The following is an 18,476-nucleotide window of genomic DNA, read 5'->3' on the forward strand; positions in this document are numbered from 1 at the left end:
CATGTTTTATTAAAGAGCTAACAATAATAAAGAGTCAATGATGAGACGAACAAATATATTAATTACTGGAGCAAGCTCAGGTTTAGGGCGTGGCATGGCCATTGAATTTGCTAAACAAAACCATAACCTAGCGTTATGCGCAAGGCGATTAGACAGATTAGAAGAATTAAAACAACACTTGCTCACCATAAACCCAAGTATCAAGGTGTTAATTAAACCACTTGATGTAAATGATCACCCGCAAGTATTTGATGTATTTAATCAATTTAAACAAGAAATGGGTCAACTCGATCGAGTCATCGTTAATGCAGGTATGGGCAAAGGTGCCTCAATTGGCACGGGATATTTTGCAGCTAATTTACAAACTGCGCAAACCAATTTTATTGCAGCAATAGCACAATGCGAAGCTGCCATGACTATTTTTCGTGAACAAAATAATGGCCATTTAGTCACCATATCATCAATCAGTGCCGTTAGAGGTTTTAGGCGAGCCATGACAGTTTATGCAGCAACAAAAGCGGCACTAACATCATTAACGGAAGGTATTCGGATAGATGTAATGAACACCCCAATAAAGGTCACATGCGTGCATCCTGGCTTTATTCGTAGTGAAATAAATGAAAAAGTTAAAAAAGTGCCCTTTATTGTTGATACAGAAACAGGGTGTAAAGCCATGGTCAATGCCATTCAAAAAGAGAAAGCCAACACATTTGTACCAAGCTACCCTTGGGCTTTATTACACTGGGTATTACGTATCGCCCCCATTAGCATTATCGCTAAAATGAGTTAATCTGCACTATCATCTGCATGGTTACTCAGTGCTGCACGCTTATTGTATCTTTATACTACGGATGCAATAAGCGTCATTCAATCTGGCTTGTTGTTCAACGTAAGGTTGAATGGTATATGCGTTAAGTCTACCTGTGTTATTGATTTTGTTTGATAAGTAGCTGTTCAAAATCAGCGACCGAAAGTGGTTTTGATAACAGATAACCTTGGCCTAAAGTACAACCTGCTGCAACCAGTAATTGTTTTTGCTCTTCAGTTTCAATACCTTCGGCGATCACTTGCATATTAAGCTTACCTGCCATCACAATAATTGCTTCACACAGTGCAGCATCGTTATTGTCAATTGACATATTTTGTACAAAACTTTGATCGATTTTTAAGTAATCAAATGCAAAATTCTTTAAATAAGAAAAAGAGCAATAGCCTGTACCAAAATCATCTATGGAGATGGTTATCCCCTGCTGACGTAATTTTTCAAGCGCTTCGACCACCTCAGCTTGATTTTCCATTAACAAATGTTCAGTAATTTCAATTGAGATAGCCTCACTTGATATACCTTGTGCAATCAGTGAATCAGCCCAAGCTTTAACAAGTTTACCTTCATTGCGATATTGCACTGGCGAAGTATTAATACTAATGGATAAATTTGCACAATAACGCTGTCGCCACTCATGAGCCTGTTGAGAAACCTGGTTGAATATCCATTCACTGATCTCAACTATCAGGCCAATTTCCTCGGCAATTGGGATAAACTCTATCGGAGAAATCATGCCTTTTTGAGGGTGGTGCCAACGAATTAATGCTTCAGCTTTGGTTATTTGATGAGTGCGTAAATCAACTATAGGTTGGTACACCAAATGAAATTGTTGTTGTTCAACCGCGGTGCGTAAATCATCAATCATTTCCATTCTTTTTAAAAAATCGGTACTCATATTTTCGGTAAAATAGTGAATACTATTTCGACCGCGAGTTTTAGCTCGATACATCGCTTGATCTGCATTCGTCATTAACGCATCAATGGTTAACCCATCATTAGGATAACAAGCAAGGCCAATACTGGCTGTACAATAAAAGTTTTTTTGCTCTATTACATAAGGTTGTGCCAGTGTGGTTAAAAGTTTTTGACCAATTTTATCGATATCTTCAGGAGAGGTAGTCCCAACAAAAGCAATGATAAATTCATCGCCACCTAAACGGGCAACAATGTCATTTTTTCGGATACTGTTTTTAATTCGACTTGCGCACTCAATAAGCACACTGTCGCCTGCTGCATGGCCCAAAGAGTCATTCACATCTTTAAATTTGTCTAAATCAAGCATTGCTATTACCAATTGCTTTTTATCTCGCTCAGCATTATCGATTGCGTTAGAGAGATGCTCATTTAATAAATGTCGATTGGGTAATTGGGTTAAGGTATCAAAATTAGCCTGATGCCAAATAATATTATCCGCTTTGTCGCGCTCTATAGCGATGCGAGTCAGATTGACAAATTGTTCAACCAAAGTAAATTCATTGTCTGTTAGCGTCACATAGGCATTAAAGTAAATCGCAATTGTGCCTAAAATATTGCCATGGTGGCTGATAATCGGTTCAGACCAACACGATACTAATTGCGCTTTATGAGCTAATTGTGCCCATGGTGTCCAATTTGGGTGTGAAGCTATATCACTTACAAATACTCTTATTCCAAGCGCTGCAGCTTCACCACAGGAGCCAACTCCCTTTTTAATAGGAATGACGTCGACGGCTTCTTTATAAAAATCAGGAAAACTTGGCGCGGCAATCAAACGTAATTGTGTCGCAGTATCATCGACTATAGAAATACTGCATATTGTTCCAGGTAATTCATTTTCAATGCCTTGCACCACAGTATTTAACACTTTAGATAATTTGCTCGAGCTGGCGATAAGTTCCAAAATAGTATTTCTAAGTTGGTTTATTTTATCTTTTTCCAGTAATTGCCGGTTTTTACGTTGCATAAATAAAGAAAAGATTAATGAGAAAACCCCAGTAACTACAAACGATGCCATAATGAGCGGTAAGGAGAAATGTTCAAAATCTTGATACGTTAATAGCCCTGCAATAGTGATTAATAAGCTATTAAGCACACAAGCTATCACTGTCGGTAATAGGTAAAAGCTGGCGATAATAATAGGAAAAAGCCAAAAAATTAATTCGCTTCCGACAATATGAATACCAAATAAAATAGTAACATGAGCAATGATGGCAAATAGACCACTAAAAAGCTTAACGTTACTCGTAAACCAGACACCGATGAAAATAAAAGAAATTCCGCCAACGGCAATCAGATCGACAATAATTCGGAGTGTATTGTTTTCGATGATACTTTTAATCAAAAATGGCGACAAAATTAGAATTGCTGCAGCAGTCACAGCAAGTAATATTTTTTCTTCTATCGAGCGATTTTCCATTTTCATGGTCATAGTTATTAGGCGCCCCATAAGCGTTATTCCGTTACATTTTCAACATTAGCACGTATAAAAAAGAATACCTAAACTGAGTTAACATTATTCAACTAAATATAAAATTTACAAAGGTATACAGGCAGGGCAACCGCATGAGTGCTTGCTTTTTGAACTCTATGTTTAACCTGCAAGCAGAAGAACAAGAAACCATCCTAACTATGAAGATTTATCGAACTACGGAAGTTTGTTAAACGACCTTAATCTGTTCGAAAAATGTTCGCGTTCTCGCCCTGCCGATGTTCCATAGCCTAATACCATTAATCAGCACAATAATGTGATCATTCTTACTGGTTAACATCGCTTATAACCTTGTTAAACATATTGAAGGTAGAACAACTCGCTCGCTGCAATGTCTGATCACTTATTTATCAAGATTAGTGTAATACCATTTCCATTAATTATGTGACCAATCAGAGTCGCTCAGACTGTTCAGTTTGAGGCGCATTGTTGAAATAATGGTTATTCCCTTCTAAGGCAATGCAACAAAGAAATGGACTGTCTGAGCGTCTCCTGCAAGGCGGGTTTCTGTGCCTTCTATGCTGCTTAATAGTATTTTGACGTACGACTGCATGGATGCAGGAGGTAGAGCAACGCAGGAGCAGTTGCCGAGAGCAACTATGCCTACAATCCTATTACTTGCCTAGAAGGCACAGAATTACCGCTGAATGACCAGATAATTAGTGGAATTGGTATAAGAGGATAATGAATTAACTGGTACAAGTAACATTGTGATAAGTGCGTTGTGTAGCAGAGTAACGTTGTTAATAGCAAAAATGCTGAACGATATTTTCAGCATTTGAGGAAAGAGTTGAGTCATAAAAGCGGTGATGGAACTCATTTCCGCTATGGCTATGCAGCTACAACCTGACGAGCTTTACGAAGAGGATGCAAGCGATTATGCATGACTTTAATGGTGTCAAATTGTGCTAGCGATTTACTGTCTGACAATTCGCAATGTTGCGATAAATTCATTACGGTAGCGGCTTGTAAGCCATTATCAATTACTAATACCAATACCTTAGAATAACCACATTTCAATTGAAATAACTTACCGATTTCGCAATACACGCATTCTTCACTAACATCAAAAAACCAAGATTTAGGCATTTGCGATTGCAATAAAAAATGAGCAGCAGTGGCATTTAACGCAGTTTGTACAATAGCAGCATCAGAGATTTGCAGCACTTTAGGAAGGGTTTCTAGCATTTTAAGATAAAATTTTGCGTGTTCAACACTAAACTCAGTTGCGCATAACGCATCTGGGATTAATTGTTTAGCTTTATAAGGGGTTAAGAACTCCATCTCGGAACCCAATGAAATACTCAGTTGCTTGCAAGTCTCATTGTATTCCCAATGCCAGTCCTTGTTTGGCATTAATAACATGGCTGTCTGCACCTAAATAAAAATGAACACCAGTGCATAATAGATGAATTTTAACGCAATATCAAAAAATAATTAAAAAATATAACATATGTATCATAGTGTTAGTGCGATCGAACGATCAGCAATTCGATCGCGGCATGATTTTTGATCAATAACTAAGCAAAATAGATGTTATTTTACGCAATAGGCTTTTACGATCTGATCAATTAATGTTGGGCCTTGATAGATAAAACCCGAATATATCTGAACCATCGTTGAACCGGCATCAAATTTTGCAAGTGCATCTGCGGCGCTATTGATCCCACCGACACCAATGATCGGGATCTTTCCTTGTAAACAGGTCGATAATTGTTTGATCACTTGAGTCGATAAATCAGTCAAAGGTTTACCACTTAACCCACCCATCTCTTCTGCGTGTTGCAATCCTACTACCGCATCACGGCTCAACGTCGTATTTGTCGCAATCACGCCATCAAAGGCATTACTAATTAAAGAGTCAGCAATGGCTTGGATCTCTTCGGCAGACAAATCTGGGGCTATTTTTAATGCTACGGGTACATATTTACCGTATTTTTCGGCTAATTCTTTTTGTTTAGCTTTAATCGAACTCAGTAAATCATCTAATAACTCACCGTATTGCATGGCGCGCAGACCTGGCGTATTTGGCGATGAGATATTGACCGCAATATAACTGGCATATTGGTACACTTTTTCCATGCAAATAAGGTAATCGTTTTTACCCTGCTCTACCGGCGTATCTTTATTTTTACCAATATTGACACCCACCATGATGTCTGTTTTTTTAGCAATAAGATTACGGACTAAATTATCAACGCCTTTATTGTTAAAGCCCATTCGATTGATAATTCCTTGGGCTGGCTTTAGCCTAAACAAGCGTGGTTGATCATTACCCGGTTGTGGACGTGGGGTAACGGTACCTACTTCAACATGACCAAATCCCATCGCATGGAACGCATCTATTGATTCGCCATCTTTATCTAATCCGGCTGCCAAGCCAACAGGATTTGGAAAAGTTAATCCCATGCATGTTACGGGAGCAGACTTTACATGCTGGCGATAAAAACAATTTAACGGCGTATTCCCGGTCATTTTCAAACTGCCGATAGCAACATTATGTGCTAACTCAGGGTCCATCTGAAACATGACTTTTTGTGCGATTTTGTAAAACATGGTTTCTCCTAGACCTAAAAAAAGCCCCGGCAATCGCCAGGGCTTATTAACATTATAAAACTACTTCTGACCTTCGCAATGCAAAATCAGTAAGTTCAGTTCTCTAAGGGCGACTGAGAACTTAGCAAATTCATGTGTTTGTGAAACCTTAAAGTCTGAAAGCATATGGTACCATCTTTCAAGCAATGGTTTGTTCAATGTCATCCATTCATTAATCACACTGTCAGCATTACAGGTATCTGTACAGGTTCGTAGCACAGCAGAACTTAACGCACGCTGTTGCCAATCAAGCTCTTCTCTAAACGCTGCTCGCGCTAGGGCTTGCCAATGGTTTGCAACAGGTTGAGCACTAATTTGTTCTAAGAACCAATGTAATTCTACCTTAGCACCTAATTTAAAATAGGTTTCAGACACTAACTCGAGTGTCTTATTCTCAACTTGAGCAATTTGAGCAATGTCTAACGCAGAGAACAATGTACTCATTTTTGCCACAACTTGTGCAACTGATTGAGGTACATTCTGGTTAGTAAGTTTTGTGATTTCAGCAGAAATTGCTTTCACTTCTGCTGCAATCATATATTGGTCAACATTTGCCTTAAGTTGTTCATATACTGGTTTAAAGAACGCAACCGTTTGCACAATATCCTGAGCACGATTACGGTGGCGAATAAACCAACGACATGCGCGGCGCATATTGCGACGTAACTGATGCAGCATTTCACCTTGTACATGAGCTGGAATAACACCGTTTAAGTCAGTTATTGATGTAGTGAGTTCATCAAGGCCAAACACTTCACGCGCCATAGTATAACAAATGGCGGCTTCAGCAACTGTTGCCCCTGTCTCATCTTGCATACGTTGTACAAAATTAAAGCCCATATCGTTAACTAATTCATTGGCTAACGAGGTTGCAATAATCTCACCACGCAGTGGATGAGCAGTCATTCTGTCGGCATATTTAGCTTGTAACTTTTTAGGGAAGTAAGCCACTAACAGTTTACTTAAAAATGCATCTTCTGTGATTTCTGGCGTCACCAACTGCTCTTTAAGTACCATTTTAGCGTATGCCACTAATACTGAGAGTTCTGGACGTGTTAATGCACGGCCGTTAGCTAAACGTTCTGCTAAATCATCATCACTTGGTAAAAACTCAAGAGCGCGGTCCAATTTACCGTCTTTTTCAAGATATTGGATAAAGCGGATTTGCTCTTTGAGCTGCGATACGCCATGCACTTGAGTTACCGAAATAGTGCGAGTTTGGTCTTTACAGTCTTGGATCACAATGTCGCTGACTTCATCAGTCATGTCTTCAAGTAAGCGATTACGTTGTTTAAGCGTTAACTCACCCTCTGCCACTAATGTATTCAAGAAAATTTTGATGTTCACTTCGTTATCTGAGCAGTCTACACCACCAACGTTGTCAACGAAGTCGGTATTCATACGGCCGCCATTAGCGCAGTATTCAATACGACCTAATTGAGTACAACCAAGGTTGCCGCCCTCACCAATAATCTTGGCGCGAACTTCTTTACCATTTACACGTAAAGCATCGTTGGCTCGATCGCCCACTTCGGCATGTGTTTCTTTACTCGACTTAACGTAAGTACCAATACCACCATTCCAAATTAGATCTACTGGCATTTTCAGTAGCTCTTTCATCAGTTCAGTTGGGTTCATGCTGTCTTTATCAGTGTCTAGCATTTGCTTGATTTCAGGAGACAACTTGATTGATTTAGCTGAACGTAGGAATATTCCCCCGCCTTTTGAAATCAATTTAGTGTTGTAGTCTTCCCAGCTAGAGCGTGGTAAAGCAAATAAACGTTGGCGCTCAATGTAGCTTTGTTCAATGTTCGGTGTTGGGTCGATAAAAATATGCATGTGGTTAAAGGCGGCCACAAGCTGAGTTTGCTCAGATAACAGCATACCATTACCAAATACATCACCGGCCATGTCGCCAATGCCTAAACAACTGAATGGCGTGGTTTGACAGTCAATGCCGATTTCGCGGAAATGTCGTTTAACCGATTCCCATGCACCACGAGCGGTAATACCCATTTTCTTATGGTCATAACCGTTACTGCCGCCCGACGCAAAGGCATCGCCTAACCAGAAGTTATATTCAATGGCAATCGCGTTAGCGATGTCAGAGAATGTTGCAGTACCTTTGTCTGCGGCAACCACAAGGTAAGGATCGTCTTCATCATGACGAACCACATCAACAGGTGGAACCACTTCACCGTTAATAATGTTGTCAGAAATATCTAACAAGGCGCGGATAAAAATGCGGTAACATTCTTGCCCTTCAGTGAAGAATGCTTCGCGACCGCCTTCAGTAGGCAGCTGCTTACACACAAAACCACCCTTTGCACCCACTGGCACAATAACGGTGTTTTTAACTTGTTGTGCTTTAACAAGGCCTAATACTTCAGTACGGAAGTCTTCGCGGCGATCAGACCAACGTAAACCACCACGCGCTACTTTGCCACCGCGTAAATGTACGCCTTCAACACGAGGTGAATAAACGAAGATTTCAAATTTAGGCAAAGGTTTTGGCATTTCAGGGATTAAGCCTGGAGCAAACTTAAATGAAACGTAGTCTTTAGCCACACCACCGGTTGCCGTTTGATAAAAGTTAGTCCGCAACGTAGCGTTAATTAAATCTAAGTAACGACGAATAATACGGTCATCATCAAGGCTTGATACATCATCGAGTTGTATATTGATCTGTTCTAAAAACTTACTCAGAGTACGTGTTTTTAGTTTTGGATTAAATTTACGGATGAACATTTTCACCAGTAAATCAGCCAATTTTGGATAACGACTGAAGGTTTCTTCAATATATGACTGGCTAAATGTGGCATCGATTTGGCGCATGTATTTAGCATAAGCGCGTAAAATAGACACTTCTCGACCACTTAGGCCTGTTGACAGCACCATGCGGTTAAAACCATCGTCTTCAAGTTTCTTTTGCCACACTTGTAGTAGCGCAGTTTGGAAACGGTCTTGGCTGTCGGCAAGGTTCTCAGTGGCAGCACCTTGCACTGTCATTAAGAAATCTAAAATCCAAAATGTTGCGCCGTCATTGGTTTTAACTTCATAAGGACGTTCATTAATCACACGTAAACCAAAGTTTTCAAGCATTGGTAACACGTCAGATAAATGAATAGGCTCGTCTTTATGGAATAACTTCAAACGTACTTTATTATCATTTAACGCAGACTCTTGTGGCTGATAAAACAACATGCCTAATTTGTGGTCATCGTCTAATGCTTCTAAATGCTGCATATCAACAACAGCTGAGCTTGGCAACACGTCATCTTTGTAGCTAGGCGGGAAAGCATTTAAATAACGCTTTGTCAGACCGGTACCGGCTTGTTCACCTAGGTCGTTATTTAATGCTGTATGTAATTTATCATCCCACGAGCGTGCAGCTTCAATAAGGTTTCTTTCAATAGCGGCCACATCAACATCCATATCATTATTATCAACTTTGATAATGTAGTGAGTTCGAGCCAAAGTAGACTCTGAAAAATACGTGGTGAACTCAACATCTTCATTACTTTTGAAGTGTTGTGCCAAAATTCGTTGAGTATCTTGACGTAATTTGGTGTTGTAACGGTCCTTAGATACATAAACTAAACACGATAAGAAACGACCAAAACCATCTTTACGAACAAAGAGTTTTAGCTTGTCGCGATCTTGCATTTCTAATACGCCATGGGCCATATTAGACAGTTCATGATCTTTAGCTTGAATTAGCTCGTCACGCGGTAAGTTCTCAAGAATATTCATTAGCGCTTTATAATCGTGCGAGCGCGGGGTTAATCCTGAATTATCAAGGATCCGTTGAACTTTTTCACCCAGCAATGGGATCTCTCGAGGGCTACGGTTATACAGGTTAGATGCATATAAACCGATGAAACGGTCTTCACCAATCACATTCCCTTTTTTATCGAAACGCTTAATACCAACATAATCAACATAAGCAGGACGATGAACGCGGCTTTTAGCAGAGCTCTTAGTTAATACTAATAAGGTGTTATCTAACGCTTCTTTACGAGCTGAATCAGATAAGGTTGACAATAAAAGCCCTCTCTCACTTTGAGAGGTTTTAGAGCGATTCATTAACCCAAGGCTAGAGTCTAAATCAGGTACAAGCTCCACGTCGCCTTCTACACGTTTTAAATCGTAATAACGGTAGCCCAGTAAAGTGAAGTGGTGATTGTTTAAGTAATTTAAAAAATTAATCGACTCTTGTAATTCAGTTTTATCGCCAGGAAATGGGCGAGAAGGTAATTGATTGATTGTATCAGTTAATTTATCCGTCATTAACTGCCAGTCATTCACAGACGCTGCAACATCAGCAAGTACCGATTGGATCTCTTTTTCTATAATTTTAATGTCTGCATCGGTATTTTGCTTGTCAATCTCAATTAAAAATACTGCAACACTGCCGCTGTTTTCTGCTGCATCTTTTAAAAATGACACGCCAGTAACTGCATTTTTTTCACGCATTACAGCTAAAGGAGTATGCAGCATCACGTGTGCAGTAATCCCCATGCGATTTAGCGCCATGGTTAACGAGTCAACCAAAAATGGCATATCGGGTTGGATGACTTCAATAATAGAATGTGACGATTGCCAGCCATGTTTCGCTTGGCTTGGATTAAACACCCGAATGTGTGTTTGTTCAGGTAAGGTTTTGTTTAGGGCGTTCCACAAACTTACAACTGCACCATACAAATCACTGTCATTACGCGCATTGAGATCGTCTTTTGACATATGGGCGTAGAGACAATTGGCAAATTGCTCCACTTGTTTAGCTTGAGAACTAGGGATTTTTGTGTGAATTAAATTGACTACATTTTCAAGTAGTACAGAAGGCATTGCATCTTTCAAGGCCATGTTGCAGATTCCTTAAGCGTCTATGGCAGCGCTCTTATCATTATATGGATGCTTCGGCTTGTTGATTCGGTCGGTCCGAGTCATTTGTATTTTTCACGTAAACAGCTGTTTTGCGTTTTACAAAAGAAACTCATATTTGAGATCCGCTGCAAAGTTTATTACTAAATTGCTGCTATATCGAGGAAAATTTTAGTGGTACATCCTCTATAAATCCAGTTGATAAGTGATATCTGTGTTTAAAATGACATTTAAGTCGTTTAGATAGACTAACTATGCAAAATAAAAAAGGGAGCCAAGCTCCCTTTTTTGTTCAATTGTATGTTTTAACTATTTTTTTCGCCAAAACACAGCTGAAAGTGCCGGTAGAATAATAATTGCGCCTAACATATTTACTAAAAACATAAAGGTCAGCAAAATCCCCATGTCCATTTGGAATTTAAGCGCTGAGAAAAACCAAGTGCTCACCCCAATAGCCAATGTTAAACCGGTGAAAATAACCGCACTGCCACGCTCAACTAACGCTTCAAAATAGGCTTGCTGGATAGGCATACCATTTGTGAGCTTATTCGACATAGTCGACAAAATATAAATACCGTAATCAACCCCAATACCGACGCCTAATGCAATCACTGGCAACGTACTCACCGCAAGGCCTATATCAAGTAAGGTCATCAACGCTTGAGCTAATGTCGACACAACATACAAAGGGATAATAACGGCAATGGTCGCTTTAAGTGATTTGAAGCTGATTAAACATAAAACAAATACAGCACCATAGACATAAATCATCATAGGCAACTGCGCTTCACTCACAGCCTCGTTTGTCGCGGCCATAACACCCACAGGGCCAGAAGCCAGTTTAAATTGCAAGGTGTCACTATTAAGCTCAGCAGCAACGGCTTTCACTTTTTTAACAACAACCTCAATGGTTTCAGCCTTGTGATCTTTTAAGAACAAATACACTGGCATAACAGAGCAGTTACCATTTAGTAAGCCTGATGTAGTGGGTACTTGCCCAACAGCCTGTACTAAACTTGCTGTAGTACGGGGTAAAATCTCCCAACGTGGATTACCTTCATTAAAGCCCGCATTCACTTTTTGAGCGACAGACGCCAAACTGGCCGTAGATTCAACACCTGGAGTGTTTGCAACCATCCATTCAAATTGGTCAATTTGCGACAACACAGAATGATAGGTACAAGCTTCAGGCTCTGCTTCCACAATCACAGTCATCACATCTGTAGTGATTGAGAAGTGATCTGTAATAAAAAAGGTGTCTTGGTTGTAACGTGAATCTTGATGCAATGCCGGGGCGCCACCTTGTAAGTCACCAATTTTCATTTTAGTGGCTTGCTGAAATCCAATACCGTACAAAATTACGGTAGACACCAACACGATAGCGGCATATTTAGGTGTGGCAAAATTCGATAACCAGCGCCATAGATTTTCAATTCGCTTGGCTTTCTCAGGATTATCTGGCGTTTTTGGCAATTCAAAATAAGAAATCACCAAAGGCAACAAGATAAGGTTTGTGAGAATAATTACCGCCACACCTAGCGAAGCTGAAATAGCAAGCTCTCGAATAATCCCAATATCAATGGCAAGTAAAGTTAAAAAACCAACTGTGTCAGATAATAACGCAACACCGCCTGGAACTAATAAACTGCGAAATGCTGACGCTGATGCCGCTTTAGTTGTTTGGCCATCAAGCACCCGACGGCGTACGGCATTAATCATCTGAACACCGTGGCTTACCCCAATGGCAAACACTAAAAATGGCACTAAAATCGACATCGGATCTAACCCAAATCCAACAACTGTCAATAATCCTAATTGCCAAAAAACAGCTATTAAACTACAAACTAACGGCAAAATGGTTAGCATTACCGATTTTGAAAACAAATACACCATTATTGCTGTAATAATGATTGCGATTAAGAAAAACAATAAAACGCCTTTAGCGCCCTCTGCTACATCTCCCGCCATTTTAGCAAAGCCAATAATATGAATTTTAATCTTATCGTTTTCAAACTTAACGCGCAGTTCTTGCTCTAATTGATTGGCAAACGCAATAGTATCAATGGGTTTACCAGTTTGTGGATCAAACTCCATCAACTGTGCGGTCACCATTGCAGAGGTATAATCATTACCAATCAAACGACCAACAATCCCGGCTTTTTCTATATTGTCGCGAACAACGTTTAAGCCAAATTCATCATTACTAAAATCGGCAGGGATGACGGGGCCACCGGCAAAACCATCTTCAACCACTTCAGTAAATCGAGTAGAGGGTGAAAACAGAGATTTAACTTGTGAGCGTTCTACACCCGGAATAAAAAATAATTGATCGTGCACATTTTTTAGCGCATCAAAAAATACCGGGTTAAATATGTTGCCACTCGTATCTTCAACAGCAACCATAATGCTGTTTGCACCACCAAAGTCTTTTTGATGTTTAGTGTAGGTTTTCATATACGAATGGTTGAGCGGAATATTTTTGCTAAAAGCCGCGTCCATTTTTAATTGGCTGGCTTGGTACCCTAAAAATAAAGTAATAAAAATAAACGAAAGAATGACCCATTTCCGATTTCGGAATAAATGAGATTCAAATCCATTGACCAGTTTTTCTAACATCTTTTCGGCCCTATTATTGTTGTTTTAATTATCCAATTTAACCTTTCGGTTAATTAAGCTGGAACAGTCCTTTAGAACCGGCAAACCATAATTGGCCTTCACTGTCCTTTGCTATTGCAACGATGTTTTCACCTTGGCGACGCGTGACCATTTCAGCTTGGGTGCCCTCTACCGACAAGACTATCCCAGCGTTACCCACAAGATATAATTCATTATTTGCAGTGACAAGTGCACCATTAATGGACGACTCGACAGGTAATTCAACCTGTTGCCACTGAGACAAACTCAAATCAGATTTAAACACATGACCACGCAACCCCATAACATAAATGCTGTCATTTACCTGTATGGCATTGAACATTGACCCATCATAATCAAAATCAACTTTTGTGAAGGTGTGTCCATTATCATCCGATACCGCAACCATACCTAACTCACCGACTAATAATAATCGTTGATCGGCTAAACGAATTAAACGATTAAAATGTGGTAATAACGCTGAGCGCTCAGACAAATACAAAGATTCATCTTCGGCTTTTAATTCATTTAAATAGGCAATATCTTCTTCAAATAATAATTCTTGATGAAATTCATCTTGCCAAGTTTTACCACCGTCAGCGGTTCGATAAAACAGGCCATAAGCGCCAACAGCAATACCATCATTAGGGGTATAAAAACGCACATCTAAAAAGGGCTTTTCAATCTTGACTGATTGCATCTGCACAGACCAGGTTTCACCACCGTCATTGGTATGAATAATCGTTGCATCATGCCCTACGGCCCACCCTTTCATCTCATCGAAAAAGAAGACTTTGGTTAATTGAGTTAACACAGGAGTAGCAACTTGCTGCCATTGACCATTTTTGAGCAATAGCACATTACCACGTTGCCCTACGGCAACCAGGCGATCACCCGCATTGGCAATATCAAGTAATAAAGAGGATTGAGCTAAAGGCTGAATTTGAACAGTTAATGGGTCGAGTTGGGCATCTACTGAAGCAGTATATAAACATGCACTAATCCCAATCGCCACTGCACTGCGAAGCATGCTAAACGTCATACAAACTTCCTTAACAATGAAGGGGCGCTTGGCGCCCCTATTTTATGGCTAATTAACGAATACCAGCGCGTCTTAATGCATCTGGTGTAAAGTTAGATTCAGAAAGAGAAGCATCAAAGTTATACATGCGACCTTCGTTATCTAACCCCATTGCCAAGTAGCGACGAGATTGCAAGTCATGGAATACTTCTAACGTACTCCAATTTGTTAATGCATCGTAATAGTTAATAGAATGAGCCACACCGACACGATACAACTCATCACGGTTGTCATACATATCAGTTAAGGCAATTTGCCATGAATCTTCATCGATATAGAAAACACGCGATTTATAGATATGGCGCATGCCGTCTTTCAACGTTGCTTTCACTTCCCATACACGATGTTTCTCGTAACGCGCAAATTCAGGATTAATATGACCAGGTTTTAAAATTTGTTCATATTTTAATTTGTCTGAATGTAGCTTGTAGTCATTGTAAGGAATATAAATTTCTTTTTTACCAACAAGTTCCCAGTTGTAACGTGAAGGAGAACCGTTGAACATATCGAAATCGTCTGTGGTTCTTAGGCCATCAGACACTGTGCCTGGTGTATCAAATGCCACATTAGGCGCTTTACGTACGCGACGTTGCCCAGTGTTATAAGTCCATGCTTGACGAGGCAATGCCTCTTGGTCCATGGTTTCTTTAACTAATAACGCGGTACCTGCTAAACGGGCTGGCTGAGTCACAACTTGCTTAAAGTAAAACAAGGTGTTGGTTTCTTTTAGCTTGTCTAATGTAATTTCAGGGCGAGTATACTCAAAGCGAATTTCTTCAGCATTTTCAACTAAGGTGTATGAGCCTGTTGAAGTTGGAGCCGCTTGGCTACGATATGTTTCTACATCCACACCACGATAGCGAAGAATATGATTCCAAATCACTTCTAAACCATTTGCAGGAATAGGAAAAGGTACCCCAATAGTCGCACCAGAAATACCATTACCTTGAGAAACTAGTTCTGCGCTAACAGCATTTTTCTTTGTTGCATCATAAACATACTGAGGAACAGATGCACTGCGACGTGTTTGATACACATTCATTTGGTACGAATCAGGATACAACTCAAACAGTTTGTTTTGTCCTGGAGTTAAAAATTCAGCATATTGAGCTTTATTGGCATTTGTGATGGTAAATAATATTTTATCATCAGGAAAAGGATCTGGGTGATGCATCCCCTTAGTATAACCCGCAACAGGCTGAGTAATACCACCATCCCAAGCAGGAATTGAACCATCTGCATTAGCCGCTTTATCACCGCCTAATGGCGTTAAAGTTGTGCCCAATTTGTCAGCGTCAGCTTGTGATACTTTCGCCAGCGCAGCAGGTGCACCGAGTGCCATAATCACTGCTGCCGATAATATCGTCAGTTTCTTCATTATAATTATCCTTTTAAATCGAATACTTGACGTTGAAAGAGATATAATCTCTGTCTGTCATCGCATTAGTTGTTCCTACACCACCAAAGAAGTTGTTGTAAGAAAGATCCGCTCCCCAACGACTCTGATAATCAAAGTTTAGACCCACAGCAACAGATTTTCTGCCTTCTGTGAATAAGAACATTGGATCAGGTGTTATACCATCAACGTCGTGCGAGAAAATCACGCGAGGAGACATGTTTACCCCAGCAAACACGTTATTAAAGTCGGCTTTAGCGACTAAACGGTAACCCCAAGCAAAATCGGTTGGGAATGGATTGGTTTCTGGACCGTTGTGTAATGCTTCAATGATACCTGGCATATCTGGATTACCACCAGAACGCGCAGTACCAGGACCACTTAAACGTAACTCATCAAAACCTGGCATATCATGGATCCATACACCGCCAACTTCAGCGAGCATGGTCAAATTATCTAAGCCAAGTGTTGGGCCAAATAAATGTGTGAATGTCATCTGAGCCTGAGTAGTATCTCGGGTGATATAACCGTCAACGGTTTCACCTGGATCATACACATCCATTTGTGAGATGCCATCTAAATCAGGACGTAGACCGGCGTTTGCCAACTGTTGAGGCATTGCAGCCAACAGTAATTCTACATCATCAATTTGTAACGGTTCATCAACACGGTGGGCAATCTCACCCGCTACTGAAGTTTCACCAACAAGCGTGTTAAAACTAAATCCATACAATTGAATATCTTCAGGATACACAATCTGAGCTTTAGTAAATGTTTCCATGCTAAGAAGTAAATCACGATCGATTTCACCACCGCTAGCGGCTAAACGTCCATAATCGCGACCGATAGCTTCTGCTGTAAAGTTAGACGCGGTACCACTGATGATAGGGCGACGACTGTGGTAGTTCATGTAGTATAAACCAAACTCTGTCTCGCCAAGCTCTGGTGAGTAATAGCCTAATTTAACACCAAACTGTCCATCATCACTTGGAGCTGCATCATCTTGAACCAGGGCCACTTTAGTTGAATATGCGGTCATATATGCAGCATATGCAGCATTAAAGCCTGTAGCGGCTGCAGCTTCATACAAACGTGAATATTCAGAAATTAAAAAGTCCTGATTGATGTCTGGATTAGAGTTAAAGCCTAACTGTGCGTTTTGGTCATAGCCACCAAAACCTGCAAAATCGTTGGTCGCAAAATTAGAACCTGGTGTAGGAACCCAAATACCTTGCCATTCATATTGATAAAAAGCTTCAACGTTAAGGTTTTCTGTTAGCCCTAAAGAAGCCCATACCATACCTTGAGGACGGAACGCTTCTTTAAGCTCTGAACCTGGCGCGTTTAGGATGTTAAGATCCACGGCGTTAATTTCAGAGATACCATGTGAAATGAGTGCGCTTTCACCCCATGAAACAACCTGACTACCCACACGAACACTCAGCGGGTTGGCACCGTCATTTAAATCCCAGTTACCATAAACAAATGCATCAAGTAAGCGAATGTCTTTACATTGCACTTCTGATGCTTGGCTGTCTTCACAAGGGTCAAATTCTTTACCTGTTAATGGGTCATTAAAATCATAATCGCCATCATTTAATTTGCGATCATAAAAATACATACCACGTAAGAACAAACCATAGTTTTCGTACTTAAGTGATAGCTCATGCAATCCTTTAACGATTTCAGAAGTGGTATCGCCTTTAGCATAAAGCAAATTACTTAAATCGTTGTTGCTTGAATATGAGCCTGATTGCGCCCAAATTTCAGCTGATGTGTACTTGGTTGAGCCAAAAGCTCCACCAAAAGCGGAATATCCAGACCAATCAAATTGCGGTTGGTTAACTTTACCAATTTGACCAGACCAGTCGCGGTCAGAAACACGCCAACTTGCACCCGCGGTCCATGTTGAGTCAAATGTGCCTTGCACATCACCCCAATCAAACGAAACCGCAGAGGCTGAAGTGCTCATGCCCAAAGTTAATGCCGACACCACCCCCAAAGCGAGAGCCGACTTGTTAAATCTTTTCTTAACAATATTCATTTTAGTTCATCTCCGTAACCTGTTGGATTAGTTGTTATAGGAATTGAAACCAACATCTTGTTAGCCCACAGGCAACACCATTGTTACAGCATTTAGCGATGTTGAGCAAGGTCAAAAAAAAGAAAATGTTTAAGAAAATTAACGATGTTTAGCCAAAAAAAACAGAAATAAGCACCGGAATATTTGAATTGAGAAAATCATCATTTTTACAAAGAATGAACAGTCAGCGAAAAAAGTTTATTTTCATACACTTAGAAAAAAACAAAATATTAACCAACCCATAACAGGAATCAATCAAGCGTTTGGAGTATATGCTCTATAATTTATTAAGGGATTTGAAGCTACCATCATTATTTAACACCAATTTAAACTTTCCTCGGATCCCTTGAGGAGTTAAAAAAGGCCTAAAGTACTTACCATTAATGTGCAGTACTCTTCCTTGGTCATCACGTACTTCAACTTTTTCTGCAAGCCCTTGGTAGTAAGGTAAAAAAGCATCGTAGCTGACCTGCAATGAAAAATGTAATTCCATCAATTTCTCCACAAAAA

10 protein-coding genes are annotated in these 18,476 nt (G+C 40.1%); 1 reads left to right on the top strand and 9 read right to left on the bottom strand.

The window, feature by feature from the left end:
- Positions 1–40: 40 nt before the first annotated feature.
- Positions 41–790 (top strand): SDR family oxidoreductase, encoded by a 750-nt coding sequence (locus K8B83_RS13825; protein WP_188737084.1) that lies wholly within the window; start codon positions 41–43, stop codon positions 788–790.
- 136 nt (positions 791–926) lie between these two features.
- On the opposite strand, the gene K8B83_RS13830 is transcribed toward K8B83_RS13825, so the two are convergent.
- The 9 genes from K8B83_RS13830 to K8B83_RS13870 form a co-directional block, all read right to left on the bottom strand.
- Positions 927–3,221: a putative bifunctional diguanylate cyclase/phosphodiesterase gene (locus K8B83_RS13830; protein ID WP_188737085.1), complete on the bottom strand. Its 2,295-nt coding sequence runs from the start codon at positions 3,219–3,221 to the stop codon at positions 927–929.
- 903 nt (positions 3,222–4,124) lie between these two features.
- Entirely contained in the window at positions 4,125–4,658 is a 534-nt protein-coding gene (locus K8B83_RS13835) for a cell division protein ZapC (protein WP_188736965.1), read from the bottom strand.
- A 171-nt stretch (positions 4,659–4,829) separates the two neighbouring features.
- Positions 4,830–5,849, bottom strand: coding sequence for a quinone-dependent dihydroorotate dehydrogenase (gene pyrD / locus K8B83_RS13840; RefSeq protein WP_188736967.1), 1,020 nt, complete (start codon positions 5,847–5,849; stop codon positions 4,830–4,832).
- Between the two features lie 60 nt (positions 5,850–5,909).
- A complete protein-coding gene (locus K8B83_RS13845) occupies positions 5,910–10,754 on the bottom strand; it encodes an NAD-glutamate dehydrogenase (RefSeq protein ID WP_188736969.1) in 4,845 nt (1,614 codons plus the stop codon).
- Positions 10,755–11,081: 327 nt separating this feature from the next.
- A complete protein-coding gene (locus K8B83_RS13850) occupies positions 11,082–13,388 on the bottom strand; it encodes an efflux RND transporter permease subunit (protein ID WP_188736971.1) in 2,307 nt (768 codons plus the stop codon).
- Positions 13,389–13,437: 49 nt separating this feature from the next.
- Positions 13,438–14,448, bottom strand: a complete 1,011-nt coding sequence (locus tag K8B83_RS13855; protein WP_188736973.1) for a WD40/YVTN/BNR-like repeat-containing protein — start codon at positions 14,446–14,448, stop codon at positions 13,438–13,440.
- A 52-nt stretch (positions 14,449–14,500) separates the two neighbouring features.
- Entirely contained in the window at positions 14,501–15,865 is a 1,365-nt protein-coding gene (locus K8B83_RS13860; protein ID WP_188736975.1) for a DUF1329 domain-containing protein, read from the bottom strand.
- A gap of 13 nt (positions 15,866–15,878) precedes the next feature.
- Entirely contained in the window at positions 15,879–17,927 is a 2,049-nt protein-coding gene (locus K8B83_RS13865) for a DUF1302 domain-containing protein (protein ID WP_188736978.1), read from the bottom strand.
- A gap of 316 nt (positions 17,928–18,243) precedes the next feature.
- On the bottom strand, positions 18,244–18,459 hold the full coding sequence (locus K8B83_RS13870; RefSeq protein WP_188736980.1) for a DUF2835 domain-containing protein: 216 nt from the start codon (positions 18,457–18,459) through the stop codon (positions 18,244–18,246).
- Positions 18,460–18,476: the final 17 nt, after the last annotated feature.

It is taken from the genome of Shewanella inventionis (genome assembly GCF_019931735.1).
Taxonomy (GTDB): domain Bacteria; phylum Pseudomonadota; class Gammaproteobacteria; order Enterobacterales; family Shewanellaceae; genus Shewanella; species Shewanella inventionis.

Coding starts and splice junctions, on each gene's coding strand:
- K8B83_RS13825 (WP_188737084.1), top strand. CDS start 41: ATGAGACGAACAAATATATTAATTACTGGAGCAAGCTCAGGTTTAGGG.
- K8B83_RS13870 (WP_188736980.1), bottom strand. CDS start 18,459: ATGGAATTACATTTTTCATTGCAGGTCAGCTACGATGCTTTTTTACCT.
- K8B83_RS13865 (WP_188736978.1), bottom strand. CDS start 17,927: ATGAATATTGTTAAGAAAAGATTTAACAAGTCGGCTCTCGCTTTGGGG.
- K8B83_RS13830 (WP_188737085.1), bottom strand. CDS start 3,221: ATGGAAAATCGCTCGATAGAAGAAAAAATATTACTTGCTGTGACTGCT.
- K8B83_RS13860 (WP_188736975.1), bottom strand. CDS start 15,865: ATGAAGAAACTGACGATATTATCGGCAGCAGTGATTATGGCACTCGGT.
- K8B83_RS13855 (WP_188736973.1), bottom strand. CDS start 14,448: ATGACGTTTAGCATGCTTCGCAGTGCAGTGGCGATTGGGATTAGTGCA.
- K8B83_RS13850 (WP_188736971.1), bottom strand. CDS start 13,388: ATGTTAGAAAAACTGGTCAATGGATTTGAATCTCATTTATTCCGAAAT.
- K8B83_RS13835 (WP_188736965.1), bottom strand. CDS start 4,658: ATGTTATTAATGCCAAACAAGGACTGGCATTGGGAATACAATGAGACT.
- pyrD (WP_188736967.1), bottom strand. CDS start 5,849: ATGTTTTACAAAATCGCACAAAAAGTCATGTTTCAGATGGACCCTGAG.
- K8B83_RS13845 (WP_188736969.1), bottom strand. CDS start 10,754: ATGGCCTTGAAAGATGCAATGCCTTCTGTACTACTTGAAAATGTAGTC.